The following is a 17,660-nucleotide window of genomic DNA, read 5'->3' as shown; positions in this document are numbered from 1 at the left end:
ACGCCCCGCATCTTCGCGTCAAAAAAGGTGGGAGCGCGGCTATAGTGTGCCCATGGAGGTCGGGCCATCGGAACCGGATGCCCCCGCGTCAACGGCGGGCATTCCAGCGATAGGCGAGGTCTTCGCGCAGAAATACCGCCTCGAGCGCAGCCTCGGCCGGGGCGCCATGGGCGTCATCTTCGCCGCCGAGCACGTCTCGCTGCGCCAGCGCGTGGCCGTCAAGTTCCTCCTCCCCCGCGCGATGACGCTGCCCGGCGCGAGCGCCCGGTTCCTGCGCGAGGCGCGCGCCGCGGCGGCGATCCGCAGCGAGCACGTCGCCCGCGTCATCGACGTCGGCACGGCCGATCTCGGCGTCCCCTACCTCGTCATGGAGTACCTGCGCGGCCGCGATCTCCAGCGGGAGCTCGAGGCGCGCGGCCCCTTGCCCGTGTCCGAGGCGGTCGACTACGTGATCCAGGGCTGCGAGGCCATCGCGGAGGCGCACGCGCGCGGCATCGTCCACCGGGACCTCAAGCCGGGGAACCTCTTCCTCACGACCGGCGCGACCGGCGCGCCCATCGTCAAGGTGCTCGATTTCGGCCTCTCCAAGTCGGCCGCCGCCGAGGACGACGGCAAGCTCACGGCGTCGGAGGTGATGCTCGGCTCCCCCTGCTACATGTCGCCCGAGCAGGTGCGGTGCTCGAAAGACGTCGACGCGCGCACCGATATCTGGTCGCTCGGCGTCATCCTCTACCAGCTCCTGACGGCGCGGTTTCCCTTCGAGGTGTCCAGGATCTCGGCGCTCTTCGTCGCCATCGCCATGCAGGCGCCCACGCCGCCGCGGGTGCACCGGATGGATCTGCCGGCCCGCCTCGAGGACATCATCCTGCGCTGCCTCGAGAAAGAGCCGGAGGTGCGCGTCCAGACCGTGGCGGATCTGGCGCGAGAGCTCGCGCCGTTCGGCACGGAGCACTCCGCCCGCGCCCTGGCGCAGATCGAGGCGATCGCCCGGGGCAAGGCCTTTCCCTCGTCTCGGCCCCTCGGGCCCTCGGGCGACGGCGTCGCGAGCACGCTCCCCGCCGCGGCCAACGACGGCCCCGGCGCGTCGTCGACCCTGCCGGACGCCGACAGGGGGGCGGGAGCCGGGGCAGGTCCCTGCTCGACGGCGCTCGCGCCTGGCGGCGACCACGTGACCACCCTGCCCAGCCAGGGCGCTGCGGCGGCGACCTCGTCCGGCGCCGACGCCCCGTCCAGCGAGCGTCGCACGCTCCCCATCGTGGCCGTCGCCGAGCGGCCCACGCTGACGCTGGCGCGGAGCAACGGACCCACGACCCCGGCGCAGGACAGCAGGCCGACGCTGAAGATGGCGCGGAACGACCGGTCCTCGCCCGGGGGGAGCTCCGAGGACGGCCCCACGCTGACGATGCCGCGAAGCGACGGCCTCGCGCTGATGCTGGCGCAAGGCAGCGGTTCCGTGGTGGCGACGGCGCAGGGGAGCAACGCCGCGCTGAAGATGGCGCAGGACGTCGGCCCCGCGCCGGCGACAGCGCAGGACAGCGGTGCCGCGCTGAAGACGGCGCAGGACAGCGGCATCGCGCTGAAGACGGCTCCCGAAGACGGTCCCACGCTGACGATGGCGCGCGAGGACGGTCCGACGCCGACGCCGACGATGGCGCGCGAAGAAGGCCCCACGCTGACGATGGCGCGCGAGGACGGTCCGACGCCGACGCCGACGATGGTGCGCGAGGACGGCCCTACGCTGAAGACGGCTCCCGAAGAAGGCCCCACGCTGACGATGGCGCGTGAGGACGGCCCCACGCTGATGATGGCGCGCGACGACTCCCCCACGCTGACGATGGCGCGCGACGACTCCCCCACGCTGACGATGGCGCGCAAGCGCGGGGCGTCGCCGCGGCGGTTCGATGCGAGCAAGCGGGCGGTGCCGCTGATCGAGCCCGACGGGAAGGAGAGCGCCGGGAGTCCGTACGACGGTACCGAACGCCGCCGCGATCGATGGCGCACCCGCGCGTTCCGCTGGCGCCGCAACGCGGGCGCGTGGATCGCGGTCGCCGCCGTTCTTCTTGCCGCGGTAGCGCTGGGCGCGGCGCGCTGGACAGGGAACGCGGACGCGCCGGTGGCCGCCAGGTCACCGGCGGGCCAGGACGCGCCGATGACCCTCGCGAGCAAGGCCGGCCCCGCGCCGTTCGGCACGCCCGCGCCCTCAGACGTCGAGCATGCACCGGCCCCGGAAGCGCCCTCGCAAACTGCGGATCCGGCCGTGGCCGACTCGCCCTCCGCGGTCGACGCTGCCGCCACGGCGCCCGACCCCGCAGCGCTCCCCGAACACCGCTCGCCGGGGGGGCGGCCTCCCAAGGTGCGGCGGCCCGGCACCCTCGCGCCCTCGCGCTCGGGCCCCGTCTCGCCAGAGCGCGCCGTGAACGGCGGAGGCGCCGAGGACGTGTACGAGGGCCTGGAGCCGATCCGCGACAAGCGGTAGACCGGCCCCGCGCTCCCCGCGCGGGTCGGCGTCTCCGCACCGGCGGGCCGCAGGGACAGGCATCATGGCGAAGAAGAAGCTCTCGGCCCGCGCCGCCCGGCGCGAAAGCGATCGCACGTCGGCGAAGCTCACCCGCGATATCGAGCGGCTCGCGCTGCTCGAGCCGGGCCACACCCCCGGGCGCGCCATCGCCCTCGACGCGGCCTCGCAGGTCGAGGTGGCCGCCCGCTCGATCCCGTGCCCGCGCTGTCGCGGCGCCTTCCGCGTGGAAGACCACACGGCCGAGACGCTCGATGGCGTCCGCCTCCGCGTCGCGAAGGTCGTCTGCAGCGCGTGCGGCGCAGGCCGATCGCTCTACTTCCGGCTCGGCGCCGCCTCGCTCAACTGAGCTCGCCGACGCGGGATCAGTACCGCGGGACGCTCTCGTCGATGTGGATCGACCACGCGTCGATGCCGCCCTGGAGCGAGGCGACGCGCTCGTGGCCGAGCTTCTCGAGGAGGGCGGCGGCCGAGAGGCTCCGGACGCCATGGTGGCAGTAGGCGACGACCAGCGCGCCCTCGCCGGGCGCGACCTCGTCGGCCCGCTCGACGAGCTCGTTCAGCGGGATCAGCGTGCTGCCCGGCAGCGCGGCGATCTCGTGCTCGCTGGGCGTGCGCACGTCGAGGAGGTACACGGGCTCGCCCGCCTTCAGCTTCAGAAAGAGCTCTTTCACGGAAATCTGTTGGACCATGGCCGTGCTCGCGCCATCCCGCCGTGGACGGCGCCGTAAAGGCTTCTACCTAATCCAAGGAGCTCCCCCGGAGCAACCGCCGCTCATTGGCTCGTCCGATCCGTCGGATTCGTCGGTTCCGTCGGTTCCGTCGGATCCGTCGGTTCCGTCTGATTCGTCCGACCCGTCCGATCCTTGGTGAGCGCCGCGATCACCCCCACGAGCTCCGCCGGATCCAGGGGCTTGGCGACGTGCGCCTGGTACCCGGCGCCGAGCGCCCGCGCCTTGTCCTCGGCACGAGCCAGCGCGCTGAGCGCGACGGCCGGCGTCGCCCCGCCGCGCGCCTCACCGAGGCCCCGCACCCTGCGGATGAGCTGGAAGCCGTCCTCGCCCGGCATCCCGAGGTCGCTGACGAGGACGTCGGGCCGCTCCTGCGACAGGATGGCCAGCGCCTCGGCGGACGATCCCGCGGTCGTGACCGTCGCCTCGCACTCCTCCAGCACGCGCTGGGCGACCTCGCGCGCGTCGGGCTGGTCGTCGACCACCAGCACCCGCAGGCCGGCGAGCGACGCGCCCGGGTAGTCGGCCAGCGCCTCGGCGCACGCCTCGCTGGGGCGCGCCGCCGCGTCCGGCGCCTCCTGCGAGACGCCGGCGAGCGGCAGCCTCACCGTGAAGGTCGCGCCCAGATGCTCGCCCCGGCTCGCGACCTCCACGGTGCCGCCGTGCAGCTCGACAAGGTGCTTGACGATCGAGAGCCCGATGCCGAGCCCGCCGTGCTTCCTCGTCGAGGACGCGTCCGCCTGCCGGAAGCGCTCGAACAGGTGAGGGAGGAACTGCGGGGCGATGCCCATCCCGGTGTCGGTCACCGACAGCGCGGCGTGCGCGCCCGCGCGCCGCAGCGCGACGTCGATCCGCCCGCCCGGGGGCGTGAACTTCACGGCGTTCGACAGGAGGTTCCAGACGACCTGGTGGATCCGCGCGGGGTCCCCCCTCAGCGAGCTCGCCTCGGGGTCGATGCTCGAGCCGACCGCGATCCCCTTGGTCTCGGCCGCGAGCTGGATCGCCTCGAGCGCGCTCCGGATGACCGACGGCAGGTCGACCGGCTGCACGTCGAGCCGCAGCTTCCCCGAGACGATCCGGCTCATGTCGAGCAGCTCGGACACCATGTCGGCCTGGAGCCGCGCGTTGCGCTCGATGACCTCGAGCCCCCGCGCGAGCGTCTGCGCCTCGGGCGCCCGGCCCCGCAGGATGCGCGCCCAGCCGAGGATGGCGTTGATGGGCGAGCGCAGCTCGTGCGAGAGCGTCGCGACGAAGTCGTCCTTGACCCGGCTGACGCGCTCCGCCTCGTCGCGCGCGGCGCGCTCGCTATCGAGAAGCTTCTGGCGCTCTTCCTCGGCCAGCCGCTCCGCTGTGACGTCCTCGGTGATCCCCATGAACGAGTCCACGGTGCCGGTCGGCCCGAGCTCGGGGATGATCCGGGCGCGGAACCTCCGCTCGCCGAGGCTGAACTCCATCCGCTGCGGCCTGGCGGTCGCGAGCGCCTCGCGGCACGCGGCCTCGCTCACCTCGATCACGTCGGGCGGGAGCCCGTTCTCGCGAGGCGTCTTGCCGATGTAATGCTCCGGCGGGAACCCCATCACCGTCCCCGAGGTGGGCGACATGAAGGTGCAGCGCAGGCCGAGGTCCAGGCGGTAGATCACGTCGGGCGAGTTCGCCATCAGGGACGCGAGCTCCCGCTCGCGCGCGCGGAGCTCGTCCTCCAGGCGCTCGCGCTCGGCGAGGACCCGCTGCGCCTCGTCGAGCGCCGCGAGGAGGCGGCCCTCGCTCTCGCGCAGCGCCTCCTCCGTGCGCTTGAGCTTGCTGACGTCGAGGCAGATGCCGACCCAGGCGGTGATCTTGCCTTGCTCGTCGCGGACCGGGACGCCTCGGTTGAGGACGGGGTGGACGGTGCCTTGAGGGCCGAGGTAGCGGAGCTCCTCCTCGAACGGCTCACCCGTCTGCACGCACCGCTCGAAGATCGCGACCTTGTGCCGATCCTCGGGGTGGAGCGTCTCGATCCACCCGTGCTCTGAGCACTGCTCTTGCATTATCCCGGCCATCCTGAGGAATGCGTTGCTGGCGTAGACGTTCCGCCCATCGGCGTCGCTGACCCAGACGCCATAATCGATGGATTCCCCGATGGCGCGGAAGATCTGCTCGCACCTCCGGATCGCCGCCTCCGATTGCCGGAGCTCCGTGACGTCGAGCACGATCGCGAAGCCGGCCTCTTCGTACCGCTGCCCGGGCAGCAGACAGCCGCTCACCAGCATCTTGATGCGCGTGCCGTCGCGCAGCACATAGGTCCTCTCGAAGGGCGTGAACGCCCACCTGCTCGACCGCAGCTCCGCCAGGGCGCGGTCACCGGCGGCGCGATCCTCCGGCAGCCTGTCGGCATCCCAGCGGACCAGGCCGGCCGCGACCTCTTCCCGCGTGTGGCCCACGAGCTTCAGATAGGCGTCGTTCGCCTCGATGATGCGCCCGTCATGCGTCCAGAAGGCCATCGGGGCCATGTCGCTGTAGAAGATGTTCCGCAGCCTGGCCTCGCTCTCCGCCAGCGCCTGCTCCGCGGCGAGCGCCCGCTCCTCCGCGTTCCTTGGCTCGGTGATGTCCTCGACGAAAACCACCGCGCGATACGGCCTCTGCCGGACGTCACGGACGAAGACGCCGGTCACGTGGAGCCAGCGGACGCCGCCGTCCTTGCAGCGGCAGCGCATCTCGAACGTGAGCTCCTCCTCGCCCGTTTCGAGGAGCGACCGCCACGCCGCCAGCGAGCCCGTGCGATCTTCCGGCTGCGCGAGATCCGACAGCTTCTTCTGGCGCAGCTCGTCCTCCGAGTAGCCCAGCAGCTGGCAAAGCGAGCTGCTGACGTGCAAGAGCCGCCCGCTCGATGCGTCGATCTGCGCGGTCCCCCTGCTGGGCGATCGCGTCGCCCAGACTGGCTGTCCGGCCGTCTCCCCCATCCGCCGCCCGCCCTGATCCTCCATGCACCCGCCCGCTCGGCCGTGTGTGCATGGCGTTTCCCCCTGTTGTTTCGTCCGGCCACGCTATCACGATCGCGTGACGCTGCGGGCGGTATGGCGCCCCGATCGCCTCCGTCCTCTGCTCGTCCGGATTGCCTGGGCGGAGCCTGCTGCGTCCGCTCCGCCCCTTCCGTCTGCTGTGTCGGTTGCGCCAGCGCGACAGCGGTGTCGGTTGCGCCTGCTGCGTCGGCCCCGTTCCGTTCGCGCGTCGCTGGCGATCCGACCTGGACATGGAGGAGTTTGCTTGCATTCTCGCTGAAACCAGGCTTCTGCATGGTGCGCCCGCGCCCACGGGCGCGCGCCCGACAGCCGCCATGGATCAAGCCTCCGCTCCGCTCCTCGCCCGTCTCCCGCCGTCACCTCACGACTTCACGGCGGACGACCTCCTGAACGGCTTCCTCGACTACGTCGCCGAGCGGGGGCTCGAGCTCTACCCGGCGCAGGAGGAGGCCATCCTCGAGATCTTCGGCGGCAAGAATGTGATCCTCAATACGCCGACCGGCTCGGGCAAGTCGCTCGTCGCGGCCGCCATGCACTTCAAGGCGATCGCCGAGGGGATGAAGTCGTACTACACGTGCCCGATCAAGGCGCTCGTCAGCGAGAAGTTCTTCTCGCTCTGCAACGACTTCGGCCCCGAGAACGTGGGCATGTTGACGGGCGACGCGGCCGTGAACCGCGACGCGCCCATCATCTGCTGCACCGCGGAGATCCTCGCGAACATCGCGCTCCGCGAGGGCGAGAAGGCGCTCTGCGACTACGTGATCATGGACGAGTTCCACTACTACTCGGATCGCGATCGCGGCGCGGCCTGGCAGATCCCGCTGCTCACGCTGCCGCAGGCGAGGTTCTTGCTCATGAGCGCCACGCTCGGAGGCACCGAGTTCTTCCAGGAGGAGCTCACGCGCCTGACGGGCGAGCAGACCGCCGTGATCAAGTCGACCGTGCGCCCGGTGCCGCTCGACTTCGAGTACCGCGAGACGCCGCTCCACGAGACCGTCGCGACCCTTGTGAAGAGCGGCAAGGCGCCGATCTACATCGTGAGCTTCACGCAGCGGGGCTGCGCCGAGGAGGCGCAGAACCTGATGAGCCAGGACTACTGCACCAAGGAGGAGAAGCGGGCGATCACCGCCGCCCTCGCGGGCGCAGTGCCGGGCTCCGCGTTCGGGGGCCCCTTCAAGTTCTCGAGCCCCTACGGCCGCGAGGTGCAGCGCTTCGTGAGGCACGGGATCGGGCTCCACCACGCGGGGCTCTTGCCGAAATACCGGCTGCTCGTCGAGAAGCTGGCCCAGCAGGGGCACCTCAAGATCATCTGCGGCACGGACACGCTCGGCGTCGGCGTCAACATCCCGATCCGCACGGTGCTCTTCACGAAGCTCTGCAAGTTCGATGGCGAGAAGACGGCCATCCTGAGCGTGCGCGACTTCCAGCAGATCAGCGGCCGGGCCGGCCGGAAGGGGTTCGACACGCAGGGGAGCGTCGTCGCCCAGGCGCCGGAGCACGTCATCGAGAACATGAGGCTCGAGGCGAAGGCGGGGAACGACCCGGCCAAGCGGCGGAAGATCGTCAGGAAGAAGCCGCCGGAGAAGGGCTATGTGCACTGGGACCGGCAGACGTTCGAGAAGCTGATCCAGTCGCCGCCCGAGCCGCTCGTGTCCCGGTTCCAGGTCACGCACGGCATGCTCGTCAACGTGCTCGGGCGCGAGGAGGGCGGCTGTCAGGCGCTGAAGCGGCTCATCCGCAGCACCCACGATCGGCCGGCGGTCCGGCGCCAGCACGGCAGGACGGCGATGCTCCTCTTCCGCTCGCTCGTGGAGGCGCGCATCATCGAGTTCGTCCCCAGGGAAGACGGGCCGGGCAAGCGCATCCGCATCAACGCGGATCTCCAGGAAGACTTCTCCCTGAACCACGCCCTCTCGCTCTACGTCCTCGAGACGGTGGGCAAGCTGGATCCCGACAGCGGCACCTATCCGCTCGATCTCTTGACGCTCGTCGAGTCGATCCTCGAGAACCCCGATCTCATCCTGCAAAAGCAGCTCGATCGGTTGAAGACCGAGAAGCTGGCGGAGCTGAAGGCGGCGGGCGTGGAGTACGAGCAGCGGATGGAGGAGCTCGAGAAGCTCGATTATCCGAGGCCAAACCGCGAGTTCATCTACGGGACCTTCAACGACTTCGCGCGGCGGCACCCCTGGGTGGGGCAGGAGAACATCCGGCCGAAGGGCGTGGCGCGCGAGATGTACGAGCAATACCTCTCGTTCAGCGAGTACATCCGGGAGTACAACCTGGAGAGGGCGGAGGGGCTGCTCCTCAGGTACGTCTCCGAGGTGTACAAGGCGCTCGTCCAGACGGTGCCTGAGTACGCGAAGGACAGCGACACCATCGACATGACCGCCTATTTCCGGGCGCTCATCCGCGGCGTGGACTCGAGCCTGCTCGACGAGTGGGAGCGGCTGCGCGATCCTTCGTTCCAGCCGCGCTCGGCGGCCCCGGGCGGCGCCGTCGAGCAGGCCGCGTTCGACGTCACGCGGAACGTCAAGGAGTTCACGGTGCTCGTGAGGAACGAGCTCTTCTTCTTCCTGCGCGCGCTGGCCCGCCGCGACTACGAGGTCGCCGCCGAGATGGTGGAGGGGGAGGAGGCGCCGTGGACGGCGGAGCGGCTGGACGAGGCGCTCCGAGCCTATTACGCGGAGCACGCCGCGATCCGCACCGATCCGGCGGCCCGGAGCCCGAGCAACACGATCATCCACCCCGCCGAGGACGGCGGCTCCTGGGTGGTCCAGCAGATCATCGCCGATCCGGAGGACCACAACGACTGGATGCTCGACTGCAAGGTGGATATCGATCGCTCGCGCGACGCGGGGCGGCCGGTCATCGTGCTCCGGCGCATCGCGAGCTGAGAGGGATCTGTCTCGCGAGCGAGGAGAGATTCAACGCAAAGGCGCAAAGACGCAAAAATGCATGAAATTTGTTCTTTTTTGCGCCTTTGCGCCTTTGCGCCTTTGCGTTGAAATCTCTCTCCGGATCCCCGGCCCTCCTCCTGGAGGGTGGAACTACGGCTCGACTCGAGTTCCCTTGAGCCGGTAGCCCACGCCGGGCTCGGTGATCAGGATCTGCGGTCGCGCCGGGTCACGCTCCAGCTTGTGCCGGAGCTGCGCCATGTAGACGCGCAGATAGTGTGTCTGCCCGGCGTAGGCAGGGCCCCACACCTCACCGAGGAGCTGGCGGTGCGTCAGCACCTTCCCCGCGTGTCGGATCAGCGTCGTGAGCAGCTTGTACTCGATCGGTGTCAGGTGGATCTCCTCGCCCGCCCGCAGCACGACCCGGCGCGCTAGGTCGACCTCGACGTCCTGCACCTTGAAGCTCGAGTTCTCCGCCTTCGCCCCGTGCGCTGCGTGGGCGGCATGGCGCAGCGCCACGCGCAGCCGCGCCAGGAGCTCGCCCGCGCTGAACGGCTTGGTCAGGTAATCGTCGGCGCCGCCGTCCAGCGCGTCGATCTTGTCCTGCTCCTGGCCTCGGGCCGACAGCACGATGATCGGGACCGCGCTCCACTCCCGGAGCCGCCGGGTCACCTCCAGGCCGTCCATGTCAGGGAGCCCGAGATCGAGGAGCACGAGATCCGGATTGCGCGTCGTCGCCTGGGCGATCCCGTCGGCGCCCGTCTCCGTCTCCACGAGCCGATAGCCGCGGGCCGCCAGCATCGCGCGCAAGAAGCGGCGCATCTGCGGCTCGTCCTCGATCAGCAGCACGAGAGGAGACGCTTCCGCCATCGCCCACCCACGATATCAAGCGCCCGCGGCCGCCGGCAGCTCCGGGGCGGCGAGGTTCGGCGGGCGGCCCTCGATGGGCAACGTCACGCGGAAGACCGCGCCCCCATGAGGCCGATTCTCGGCCGTGATCTGTCCGCCATGCGCGGCCACGATGCCTCGGCAGATGGTGAGGCCGAGGCCGAGGCCGCGCTGCGTCTGGCCCCGGCCCCGGTGGAATTTCTCGAAGATGGCCTCCTCCTCGCCGGGCGGCAGGCCTGGACCGCGATCCGCGATCTCGAGCATCGCCATGCTCCGCTCGGTGAACCCCCGGATCCCGATCGGGCTGCCGGCGGGCGAGTACTTGAGCGCGTTCTCGAGCAGGTTGATGAGCACCTGCTCCATCAGCACGCCATCCATCGGGACGAGCTCCGCCGCCCGGTCGAGCTCGATCGAGACCTCCCGACCTTCGAGGTGCTCCTCGACCCGGTTCAGCGCTGCCCCCACGAGCTCTTCGAGCGGCAGCCACTCCTTCTTCACCGCGAGCGCGCCGGACTCCAGGCGCGTCATGTCGAGCAGGTTGCGCACGAGGCGCTCGAGCCGCTGCGCCTCCTCCAGCACGGTCTGCGTCAGGTCGCGCCGGGCCGCCGGGTCGAGCGCGGCCCCCTCGTCGAGCAGCGCGCCCGCGACGCCCGTGATCGTGGCGAGCGGCGTGCGCAGATCGTGCGAGACCGAGCTCAGGAGGGCGTTGCGGAGCTCCTCCGCCTGGGCGTGGAGCTGCGCGCGCTGGGCCTGCCTCGCGAGCAGGGCGCGCTCCAGCGCGAGCGCCGTCTGCGTGGCGAAGGCGCCGAGCAGCTCGCGCCGGCTCAGGTCGAGGGACTGCCAGGATCCGCGCGGCCGGACGCTGAGGACGCCGATCGGCCCGGTGGACCCCTGGAGCGGCAGGTGCATCGCGCCCGCGCTCGGGAGCGTATCGGTCCCGGCCCCCGCGGCCTTGCCGCGCGCATACGCCCACTCCGCGACCGCCCGCTCCTGCTCGCTGGCGACCAGATCCTCCGCTGTCCCCGCGCAGACGGCGAGGCGGCCGTCGGGGCCGGGCAGGAGGACGACCGCATCCGCCTCGAAGACGTCGCGCACGTGGCGCGCCGCCGCGAGGCTGAGCTTGTCGGTCTCGCGCAGGGCGGTCAGCTCCCTGCTCATCGCGTAGAGCGCCGCGGTGCGCTGCTCGCGCTGGCCGGCGCTCTCGGCGTCGAGGCGGATGCGCACGGTGAGGCCGGCGATGATCAGCGCCACGAGCAGCATGATCGCGAACGTAAGGAGGTACCGGAGATCGCTGACCACGAAGGTCAGGTACGGCTTGACGAAGAAGTAATCGAAGGCGGCGACGCCGAGCACCGACGCGAGCACCGAGGGGCCTCGCCCGAAGCGGCTCGCGACGAAGACCACCCCGAGCAGGTAGACCATGATGAGGTTCGCCAGGTCGGAGAACGGGTGCATGGCCCACGAGAGCAGCGTGCAGAGCGCCACCACGCAGGCGCTGAGGGCATAAGCCAGCGGCGCGACGCGGCGCCGCTCCGGCGGCCCGACCTCGGAGCGCTGCGCCTCCGCGGTCCCCTGGATGACGTAGACGTCGATGTCGCCGCTCTGGCGCACGAGATCGTCGAGCAGCGAGCCGTAGACGAAGTCCTTCCAGCGAGGGTGGGTCGGCTTTCCGACGACGATCTTGCTGACGTTGTGCTGCCTGGCGTACCGCAGGACCTCCCCGGCGATCTCCGCGCCGTGGAGCTGGACCGTGCTGGCGCCGAGGCGCTCCGCGAGCGCGAGGTTCCGGTCGACCCGCGCGCGATCGGCCGCGGTGAGCCGCGCCTGCGCCGGCGTCCGCACGTACACCGCGTGCCACTCCGCCTTCAGGCTGCCGGCCATCCGCCGCGTCGCCCGGATGAGCCGCGCCGACATGGGGCTCGGGCCCACGCAGACGACGATCCGCTCGGCGACGGCCCACGTCTTCTGGATCCCGTGGGCGCGCATGTAGCCGCGCATCTGATCGTCGACCCGCTCGGCGGTGCGCCGCAGGGCGAGCTCGCGCAGGGCGATCAGGTTGCCCTTGCGGAAGAAGTGGGTCGCCGCGCGCTCGATCTGCTCCGAGAGGTAGACCTTGCCCTCGCGCAGCCGCTCGAGGAGGTCGTCCGGCGGGAGGTCGATGAGCTCGATCTCGTCGGCGCGCTCGATCATCGAGTCGGGCACCGTCTCCCGGACCACGACGCCGGTCACCTGGGCCACCACGTCGTTCAGGCTCTCGATGTGCTGGACGTTGACGGTGGTGTAGACGTCGATCCCCGCGTCGAGGAGGTCCATGACGTCCTGCCAGCGCTTCGGGTGCCGGAGCCCCGGCGCGTTCGTGTGCGCGAGCTCGTCGACGAGGAGGACCTTCGGACGGCGCTTCAGCGCGGCCTCGAGGTCGAAATCGCGCAGCGTCCTGCCGCGGTGCTCGACCTCGATCGGTGGCAGGCGGGGCAGCGGCGGAGGCCCGTCGAGGAGCGCCTCCGTCTCGGCGCGCCCGTGCGTCTCGACCCACCCGACGCCGACGTCGACCTCATCCTCGAGGAGCGACCGCGCCGCCTGCAGCATCGCGTACGTCTTGCCGACGCCGGGCGCGGCGCCGAAGAAGATCTTGAGCTTGCCCTTCCGCTCGCGCTCCTCCTCCTCGCGCGCCACGGCGAGCAGCGCCTCGGGATCCGGCCGGTCGTCGCGTGCGTCCTCCACCGCTCGCGCTCTCCTCAGCGGGCGCCGTCGAGGGCGAGGTTCAGGAGGAGCACGTTCACGTGGGGCTCGCCGAGGAGTCCGAGCCAGCGCCCCTCCGTGTGCCGCGCGACGAGCCGGCGCACGTCGTCCTCTGCCAGGTTCCGCGCGCGCGCCACGCGGCGCACCTGGTACTCCGCCGCCGCGGGGCTGATGTGCGGATCGAGGCCGCTGCCGGAGGCGGTCACCAGGTCGACCGGCACCGGCGCGGCGCCCTCCGGATCCGCGGCGCGGAGCGCCTCGATCCTGGCCTTGACCGCCTCGGCCAGGGCAGGGTTCGTGGGCCCGAGGTTGCTCCCGGCGGAGGCCTGCCCCGCGTAGGGGGCAGGGCTCGTCGCCGAGGGGCGGCCCCAGAAGGTGCGCGGATCGTTGAACGGCTGGCCGAGCAGGCTCGATCCGACCACGCGGCCGCCCTGGATCATGAGGCTGCCGTTCGCCTGGTGGGGGAACGCGGCCTGCGCGACGGCGGTCGAGAGCAGCGGGTAGGCGAACCCCGTGAGGCCGGTGAGGACGAGGAGGAGGACGAGGGCGGGTCGCAGGTGCGCGAGCATGGTGTTCTTTCCTTGGGGCCTCAGGCGAGGCCGAGGGCGGAGAGGAGCAAATCGATCCCTTTGATCCCCACGAACGGCACGATGAGCCCGCCGAGGCCGTAGACGAGCAGGTTCCTGCGGAGCATCCGCTCCGCGCCGACGGACCGGTAGCGGATGCCCCGGAGCGCGAGCGGGATGAGCGCGACGATGACGAGCGCGTTGAAGATCACCGCGGAGAGCACGGCGCTGCGCGGCGTGGCGAGCCCCATCACGTTGAGCCGCCCGAGCGCAGGATACGTCGAGACGAAGGCCGCCGGGATGATGGCGAAGTACTTCGCGACGTCGTTCGCCAGGCTGAAGGTCGTGAGCGCGCCCCGCGTCATCAGGAGCTGCTTGCCGATCTCGACGATCTCGATGAGCTTGGTCGGGTTCGAATCGAGGTCGACCATGTTCCCGGCCTCCTTCGCGGCCTGGGTGCCCGTGTTCATGGCGACCGCGACGTCCGCCTGCGCCAGCGCCGGGGCGTCGTTCGTCCCGTCGCCGGTCATGGCGACGAGCCGTCCGCCCGTCTGGTAATCGCGGATCAGCGCGAGCTTGGCCTCGGGCGTGGCGTGCGCCAGGAAGTCGTCGACGCCGGCCTCGGCGGCGATGGCGGCGGCGGTGAGCGGGTTGTCGCCCGTGATCATCACCGTCTTGATGCCCATGCGCCGGAGGTCGCCGAAGCGCTCCTTGATGCCGCCCTTCACGATGTCCTTGAGGTGGATGACGCCGAGCACCGCGCTGCCCTCGGCGACGACGAGCGGCGTGCCGCCCTTCCGGGCGATGGCCTCCGTCGCCGCGCGCACCGCGGGCGGGACCGCGCCGCCCTTCTCCTTGACGTAGGCCTCGATCGCGTCGACGGCGCCCTTCCGGATCTCGCGCGCGCCGCTGTCGACGCCGCTCATCCGGGTCTGCGCGGTGAAGGGGACGAAGCGGGCGCTGAGGGTCGAGAGATCGCGCTCGCGCAGGCCGTACTTCTCCTTGGCGAGCACGACGACGCTGCGCCCTTCGGGCGTCTCGTCGGCGAGCGACGCGAGCTGCGCGGCGTCGGCGAGCGCCTGCGCCCCGATCCCGTCCGCCGGGATGAGCTCCGTGGCCTGCCGGTTGCCGAGCGTGATCGTGCCGGTCTTGTCGAGCAGCAGCACGTCCACGTCGCCCGCGGCCTCGACCGCGCGCCCCGACATGGCGATGACGTTCGCCTGGATCATGCGGTCCATCCCGGCGATGCCGATCGCCGAGAGCAGCCCGCCGATGGTGGTGGGGATCAGGCAGACGAGCAGCGCCACGAGCACGGTGATGCTGACCGGGGTCCCCTGCGCCGCCGCCCGGACGCTGAAGATCGAGTACGGCAGCAGCGTCACGGTCGCGAGGAGGAAGACGAGGGTGAGCGCGGCGAGCAGGATGTCGAGCGCGATCTCGTTCGGCGTCTTCTTCCGCTTCGCCCCTTCGACCATCGAGATCATGCGGTCGAGGAACGCCTCGCCGGGGTTGGCGGATATGCGGACGATGAGCCAGTCGGACAGCACGCGTGTCCCGCCGGTGACCGCGCTCCTGTCGCCGCCGCTCTCCCGCACCACGGGGGCGCTCTCGCCCGTGACGGCGCTCTCGTCGACGGACGCGACGCCGACGGCGATGTCGCCGTCGCCGGGGATGATCGCGCCTGCCTCCACGAGCACGAGGTCTCCTCGCCGGAGGCTCGACGCCCGCACGGTGGTCCGCGCCGCGTCGCGCTCCGGGGCGGAGAGCTTCACGGCCTCGACATCGCGCCGCGCCTTGCGGAGCGTGTCCGCCTGCGCCTTTCCGCGCCCCTCGGCCACGGCCTCCGCGAAGTTCGCGAAGAGCACGGTGAACCAGAGCCACAGCGAGATGGCGAGGGTGAACCCGGCCGGCTCGGCGCCCTCACGCTCGTGGTGAAAGAGCGCGTGAACGAACAGGGCCGTGGTGAGCGCGCTCCCGGCGAGGACCACGAACATCACCGGGTTGCGGACCTGGTGGCGCGGGTCGAGCTTGCGGAACGCGGCGACGATCGCCGGCCTCAGGATCGCGGGATCGAGGAGCGGCCTCGCCGCGGTCTTCTTCCCCTCCACGTCGCGGGACGGGTGGCGCGGCCTCGGCGGCGGCGACAGCTCGGGGAGCACGGGAGCAGGCGCGCCGCGCCTGGGGCTCGCCTCGCCGGTGCGATGAAGATCCATGGTCATCGGGTCATCTCCAGGTGCTCGACGATCGGCCCGAGCGCGAGCGCGGGGACGTACGTGAGCGCTCCGACGAGCACGACGGTGCCTGTCAGGAGCGCGACGAACAGCGGTGTGTGCGTGGGCAGCGTGCCCGGGCCGGCCGGGACGAGCTTCTTCCGCGCGAGCGCGCCCGCGAGCGCGAGCACGGGGACGATCAGCGCATAACGGCCGATGAGCATCGCGACGCCGATGGCGGTGTTGTAGAACGGGCTGTTCGCGCCGAGGCCGCCGAAGGCGCTGCCGTTGTTGTTCGCGCCGGACGAGAACGCATAGAGCACCTCGCTGAACCCGTGCGGCCCGGGGTTGAAGACGCCCTTCTGGCCTCCCTCTGTCATCACCGCGATGGCGGTGCCAAGGAGGACCGTGATCGCGGGGAAGAGCACGACAAGGGACGCCATCTTCATCTCGAACGCCTCGATCTTCTTGCCGAGGTATTCCGGGGTGCGGCCGACCATCAGGCCGGCCACGAAGACGGCGATGACGACGAACATCAGCATGCCGTAGAGGCCGGAGCCGACCCCGCCGAAGACCACCTCGCCGAGCTGCATGAGCCAGAGGGGCACGAGCCCGCCGAGGGGCGTGAAGGAGTCGTGCATCGCGTTCACCGCGCCGTTCGAGGCTGCCGTGGTGGCGGTCGCCCAGAGGGCGGAGCTCGTGATCCCGAAGCGCGCCTCTTTCCCCTCCATGTTGCCGCCGGCCTGGAGCGCGCTCGCCGCCTGATCGACGCCCAGGCCGGAGAGGGCGGGGTTGCCCGCCTGCTCCGAGGCGATGCAGGCGACGAGGAGGACCGCGAAGATGGCCGTCATCGCGGCGAGCACCGTCCAGCCCTGGCGCCTGTCGCCCACCATCCGGCCGAACGTGTGGCAGAGCGCGGCGGGGATGAGGAGCAGCGCGAGCATCTCGAGGAAGTTCGAGAGGGCTGTGGGGTTCTCGAACGGGTGCGCCGAGTTCACGTTGAAGAAGCCGCCGCCGTTCGTCCCGAGCTGCTTGATCGCGATCTGCGACGCTGCGGGCCCCATCGGGATCACCTGATGAACGACCGCGCTGCCGCCCTGGTCCTTGACGGCCTGGAGCAGCGACGCGCTCTGGTAACTCCCGAAGCCCTGCACGACCCCCTCGGACACGAGGAGGATCGTGAGCAGGAGCGAGAGCGGCAGGAGGATGTAAAGGGTGCTCCGGACGAGATCGACCCAGAAGCTGCCGACGGTGTCCGCTGTCTTCCGCGTGATCCCGCGGATCAGCGCGACGAGCACGGCCATTCCGGTCGCCGCCGAGACGAAGTTCTGCACGCCGAGCCCGGCCATCTGCGTCAGGTAGCTGAGCGTCGACTCGCCGCCGTACGCCTGCCAGTTCGTGTTGGAGGCGAAGCTCGCGGCGGTGTTGAACGCGAGATCGGGCGGGACGGCGGCCATGCCCTCCGGGTTCAGGGGCAGGGCGCCCTGGAGCCGCTGAAGGGCATAGACGACGAGGAGCCCGGCCAGGTTGAACGCGAGCACGGCGAAGGCGTAGTCCTGCCAGCGCATCTCCTGATCCGGACGCACGCCCGCCGCGCGGTAGATGAGCCGCTCGACTGGCCCGAGCACGCGGACCATGAGGCCGCGCTCTCCCTGGTAGACCCGCGCCATGTAGAGGCCGAGCGGGACGGAGAGGGCAATGAGGACGGCCAGGTAGAGCGCGACCTGCAGCGCCGCGTTGGCTGTCATGACAGGCTCTCCGGCTTGAGGAGCGCGAAGAGCAGATAGACCAGCAGACCGAGGGCGAGGATGCCCGAGATCCAGGTGAACGCGATCATGGCGCTCAAACCCTCTCGCAGAGCTTGATGAGCCCCGCGAACAGCGAGAAAAGGAGGAGCGTCAGCCCCATATAAACACCATCCATGGCGACCTCATCGGCCGCGTGGAGCGCGCTTGCGTCCGTGCCGGCCGGGCGGGACTGAACGTAGTGCTCCGCGGGTCAAAGAGCCGTCAAGATGGGGGAGGGGCGCCATCAAGAAAGTATCAAGACGAAGGTGAGCTCGCGCGCCTCGGCCTTTCCCGCGGCGCGCAGCGCTGTTTGACATCGCCATGGCGACGG

The 17,660-nt window shown here is 70.9% G+C and carries 11 protein-coding genes; 3 read left to right on the top strand and 8 right to left on the bottom strand.

The genetic code is table 11. The features are described from left to right. Window positions 1–52: 52 nt before the first annotated feature. Window positions 53–2,476, top strand: coding sequence for a protein kinase domain-containing protein (locus WME79_RS24630; protein WP_437539569.1), 2,424 nt, complete (start codon window positions 53–55; stop codon window positions 2,474–2,476). 64 nt (window positions 2,477–2,540) lie between these two features. Then, window positions 2,541–2,864, top strand: coding sequence for a hypothetical protein (locus WME79_RS24625; protein ID WP_437539567.1), 324 nt, complete (start codon window positions 2,541–2,543; stop codon window positions 2,862–2,864). A gap of 16 nt (window positions 2,865–2,880) precedes the next feature. Here the strand turns inward: WME79_RS24625 and WME79_RS24620 are convergent, their stop codons facing one another. Beyond that, complete coding sequence (locus tag WME79_RS24620) at window positions 2,881–3,189, bottom strand: rhodanese-like domain-containing protein (RefSeq protein WP_437539565.1); 309 nt, start codon at window positions 3,187–3,189, stop codon at window positions 2,881–2,883. Between the two features lie 101 nt (window positions 3,190–3,290). Then, entirely contained in the window at window positions 3,291–6,209 is a 2,919-nt protein-coding gene (locus tag WME79_RS24615; RefSeq protein WP_437539563.1) for a PAS domain S-box protein, read from the bottom strand. 350 nt (window positions 6,210–6,559) lie between these two features. On the opposite strand from WME79_RS24615, the gene WME79_RS24610 reads away from it, so the two are divergent. Further along, a complete protein-coding gene (locus WME79_RS24610) occupies window positions 6,560–9,139 on the top strand; it encodes a DEAD/DEAH box helicase (protein ID WP_437539561.1) in 2,580 nt (859 codons plus the stop codon). A gap of 153 nt (window positions 9,140–9,292) precedes the next feature. On the opposite strand, the gene WME79_RS24605 is transcribed toward WME79_RS24610, so the two are convergent. Genes WME79_RS24605 through kdpF form a run of 6 tightly spaced genes read right to left on the bottom strand, consistent with a single transcriptional unit; the run spans window position 9,293 to window position 17,379 of the window. Continuing rightward, window positions 9,293–10,009, bottom strand: a complete 717-nt coding sequence (locus tag WME79_RS24605; protein WP_437539559.1) for a response regulator — start codon at window positions 10,007–10,009, stop codon at window positions 9,293–9,295. Between the two features lie 15 nt (window positions 10,010–10,024). Continuing rightward, window positions 10,025–12,748, bottom strand: a complete 2,724-nt coding sequence (locus WME79_RS24600) for a DUF4118 domain-containing protein (RefSeq protein ID WP_437539557.1) — start codon at window positions 12,746–12,748, stop codon at window positions 10,025–10,027. 14 nt (window positions 12,749–12,762) lie between these two features. After that, window positions 12,763–13,335: a potassium-transporting ATPase subunit KdpC gene (kdpC, locus tag WME79_RS24595; protein ID WP_437539555.1), complete on the bottom strand. Its 573-nt coding sequence runs from the start codon at window positions 13,333–13,335 to the stop codon at window positions 12,763–12,765. 20 nt (window positions 13,336–13,355) lie between these two features. After that, a complete protein-coding gene (kdpB, locus tag WME79_RS24590) occupies window positions 13,356–15,551 on the bottom strand; it encodes a potassium-transporting ATPase subunit KdpB (protein WP_437539553.1) in 2,196 nt (731 codons plus the stop codon). Further along, a complete protein-coding gene (gene kdpA / locus WME79_RS24585) occupies window positions 15,548–17,290 on the bottom strand; it encodes a potassium-transporting ATPase subunit KdpA (RefSeq protein WP_437539551.1) in 1,743 nt (580 codons plus the stop codon). The genes kdpB and kdpA overlap by 4 nt, the downstream gene beginning before the upstream one ends. Continuing rightward, window positions 17,287–17,379: a K(+)-transporting ATPase subunit F gene (kdpF, locus tag WME79_RS24580; RefSeq protein WP_437539549.1), complete on the bottom strand. Its 93-nt coding sequence runs from the start codon at window positions 17,377–17,379 to the stop codon at window positions 17,287–17,289. The genes kdpA and kdpF overlap by 4 nt, the downstream gene beginning before the upstream one ends. Between the last annotated feature and the right edge of the window lie 281 nt (window positions 17,380–17,660).

It is taken from the genome of Sorangium sp. So ce726 (assembly GCF_051521405.1).
Classification (GTDB): Bacteria; Myxococcota_A; Polyangia; order Polyangiales; family Polyangiaceae; genus Sorangium.
The sequence above is the reverse complement of the archived record's forward strand: the minus strand, read 5'-3'. Positions and strand labels throughout refer to the sequence as shown.

Coding starts and splice junctions, on each gene's coding strand:
- WME79_RS24630 (WP_437539569.1), top strand. CDS start 53: ATGGAGGTCGGGCCATCGGAACCGGATGCCCCCGCGTCAACGGCGGGC.
- WME79_RS24625 (WP_437539567.1), top strand. CDS start 2,541: ATGGCGAAGAAGAAGCTCTCGGCCCGCGCCGCCCGGCGCGAAAGCGAT.
- WME79_RS24615 (WP_437539563.1), bottom strand. CDS start 6,209: ATGGAGGATCAGGGCGGGCGGCGGATGGGGGAGACGGCCGGACAGCCA.
- WME79_RS24610 (WP_437539561.1), top strand. CDS start 6,560: ATGGATCAAGCCTCCGCTCCGCTCCTCGCCCGTCTCCCGCCGTCACCT.
- WME79_RS24605 (WP_437539559.1), bottom strand. CDS start 10,009: ATGGCGGAAGCGTCTCCTCTCGTGCTGCTGATCGAGGACGAGCCGCAG.
- kdpC (WP_437539555.1), bottom strand. CDS start 13,335: ATGCTCGCGCACCTGCGACCCGCCCTCGTCCTCCTCCTCGTCCTCACC.
- kdpB (WP_437539553.1), bottom strand. CDS start 15,551: ATGACCATGGATCTTCATCGCACCGGCGAGGCGAGCCCCAGGCGCGGC.
- kdpA (WP_437539551.1), bottom strand. CDS start 17,290: ATGACAGCCAACGCGGCGCTGCAGGTCGCGCTCTACCTGGCCGTCCTC.
- kdpF (WP_437539549.1), bottom strand. CDS start 17,379: ATGATCGCGTTCACCTGGATCTCGGGCATCCTCGCCCTCGGTCTGCTG.